This window comes from Novosphingobium naphthalenivorans NBRC 102051 (assembly GCF_001590985.1).
In the GTDB taxonomy this organism is placed as follows: Bacteria; Pseudomonadota; Alphaproteobacteria; order Sphingomonadales; family Sphingomonadaceae; genus Novosphingobium; species Novosphingobium naphthalenivorans.
In genome coordinates this window covers 1-2,501 of record NZ_BCTX01000174.1, presented here as the reverse complement: position 1 = coordinate 2,501, position 2,501 = coordinate 1, and the positions used below count along the sequence as shown (strand labels likewise).

Below are 2,501 nucleotides of genomic sequence, written 5' to 3'. Positions count from 1 at the left end.
TGTCAACGGCGGAGCAAAAGTCGGCCATGCGGCGGCGTAAAACCAGGCCACGGTGTTACATGCCGGGGGGAGTGGCGTGAGGGCGTAGCCCGAAGGCCACTCCCCCCGGCATTGGCTTGATTTTCAGGGTCTGGTTTTGGCCTTTCGGGCCCGGCTGTGAGCGAGGCGATAGCTTTCGCCGTTCATCTCGAGGATGCTGACGTGATGGGTCAGACGATCGAGGAGCGCGCCTGTGAGGCGCTCGGATCCGAAGGTTTCGGTCCATTCGTCGAAGGGCAGGTTGCTGGTGATCAAGGTGGAGCCGCGCTCATAGCGCTGGGAGATCAGCTCGAACAACAGTTCGGCACCGGTCTTGGAGAGCGGTACGAAGCCCAGTTCGTCAATGATGAGCAGCTTGTATCCGGCCATCTGCTTCTGGAAGCGCAGGAGACGCCGCTCGTCGCGCGCCTCCATCATCTCGCTGACCAGCGCCGCCGCAGTGGTGAAGCCCACCGACAGTCCTTTCTGGCATGCTGCCAGTCCGAGCCCCAAAGCTACGTGCGTCTTCCCGGTGCCCGATGGCCCCAGAGCGATGGCGTTCTCACGCCGCTCGATCCACTCGCAGCGCGCCATCTCGAGCACCTGCATCTTGTTGAGCCTGGGGATGACGGCGAAGTCGAAGCTATCGAGGCTTTTGACGGCGGGGAAGCGCGCGGCCTTGATGCGCCGCTCGACCATACGACGCTCCCTGTCGATCATCTCCATCTCGACGAGACGGGCGAGGAAGCGGATATGATCGACGCCTTCAGCGGCACATTGCCGGGCGAGCTTGTGATGCTCTCGCAGGCACGTAGGCAGCTTGAGGGCCTTGAGATGGTGAGCGAGAAGAATCTCCGGTGCCTGATCGCTCATGCGGCCTCCTGCCTGTCGCAGAGCAGGCTCAGATAGGCTCTGGCAACGGTCTTCTCGACCGTGGTGCGAGGCAGGAAGGGATAGATGTCCAGGTCCAGTCTGGGCGGTACGCGTTCGACCCGGCACAGGACGAGGTGCTTGACGGCATCGAAGCCGATGGCGCCAAGGGCGATGGCCTGTTCCACCGCCGCCTGGAGATCGGCGAGGGTGAACGTTTCCAGCAGGCGCAGCACCTGCACATATTCGCGCCTGCCATGTTTGTGCATGCGCCCTTCCATCAACCGCTGCAGCGTCCCGAACGCTTCGGGCAAATCCCAGCCCTGCAAAGGGGCGGCCTGGTCGAATGCGTTGATCTTCTGCTCGACCAGCGGGAGATAGTGGAGCGGGGCGAAGATAACCTCCTCGCGGGCATAGCAACGAGGATGACGGGCGATAACTTCGCTGCGGCATCCGATCACCACTTCATCGACATAGGCCCTGATCCAGACCTCCTGATGGCCCCAGACTACCGGAACCGAATAATCGTTGGTCTTGTAGCGCACCAGAGATTGCGAGGAGACCCGCCCGCTCGTCTGATCGCAGGCCTCGAAGGGTGTAGCGGGCAGAGGCTGCATGGCCGCCAGATCGCGCTGCAAGCGCTCACCGATCGTCTCGCTCTCCCCGCGCACCTTGTCCTGCTGGCGCTTGCGGCATTGCTCCTCCAGCCACAGGTTGAAGGCCTCCCAGGTCGGGAACTTCGGGATCGGCACCATGAAATTGCGGCGGCAGTAACCTACCAGCCCTTCCACATTGCCTTTCTCGTTCCCCTTGCCCGGGCGGGCATAGCGGTCGCGGATCACGTAATGCGACAGGAAAGCGCTGAACAGCGTGGCACGCTTGCGCGTGCCGTCTGGCAGGATTTTCGCCACAAGGCAGCGATCGTTGTCATAGACGATCGAGCGCGGCACCGCGCCGAAGAACGCGAAGGCATGGACATGTCCGTCCACCCAGGCCTCCGCCACCGCCGCCGGATAGGCTCGCACATAGCAGGCATCACTGTGCGGCAGATCGAGCGCGAAGAAGTAGGCTTTTTGCTCCACCCCGCCGATCTCCACCAGAGCTTCCCCGAAATCGGCCTGTGCATCTCCCGCCGGGTGCGCCAGCGGCACGAACATCTCCCGGCTGCGCTGCTCGCGCTCCCGGATGTAATCCTTGATGATCGTATAGCCGCCGGTGAAACCATGCTCGGTGCGCAAACGGTCGAATACCCGCTTCGCCGTATGGCGCTGCTTGCGCGGGACACCGCGATCCCCCTCAAGCCATCCATCGATGATCCCCACAAACCCGTCCAGCTTCGGGCGCTGCGGTGCAGACTGACGCCGGTAACCCGGCGGCGATGAAAACGACAGCATCTTGCGCACCGTATCGCGCGACACATTGAAACGCTTCGCCGCCGCCCGCTGGCTCATGCCATCCGCGCAAGCCAAACGGACCTGAAGATAAAGTTCCACGCTGTAGATCCCCACACCTCCCTGACTTGGCAGAAAGGCTTCAAGGTGGACGACTTTTACGCCGCCCGCAGCAGGACTATCCCGCCGCTAGCGTGGCCGAATATTGCTCCGCCGTTCTCA

General features: G+C 62.7%; 2 protein-coding genes. Both read right to left on the bottom strand.

All coding sequences use genetic code 11. The features are described 5' to 3' along the window. Nucleotides 1-123: 123 nt before the first annotated feature. Entirely contained in the window at nt 124-891 is a 768-nt protein-coding gene (gene istB / locus NN5_RS24465; protein WP_007011060.1) for an IS21-like element ISSsp5 family helper ATPase IstB, read from the bottom strand. Further along, the gene (istA, locus tag NN5_RS24460; protein ID WP_011608156.1) at nt 888-2,381 is read right to left on the bottom strand and encodes an IS21-like element ISSsp5 family transposase; all 1,494 of its coding nucleotides are present in this window, start codon (nt 2,379-2,381) and stop codon (nt 888-890) included. The genes istB and istA overlap by 4 nt, the downstream gene beginning before the upstream one ends. Nucleotides 2,382-2,501: the final 120 nt, after the last annotated feature.

What these genes read in the sequence shown, in the direction of transcription:
- istB (WP_007011060.1), bottom strand. Translation starts at nt 891, where the DNA reads ATGAGCGATCAGGCACCGGAGATTCTTCTCGCTCACCATCTCAAGGCC.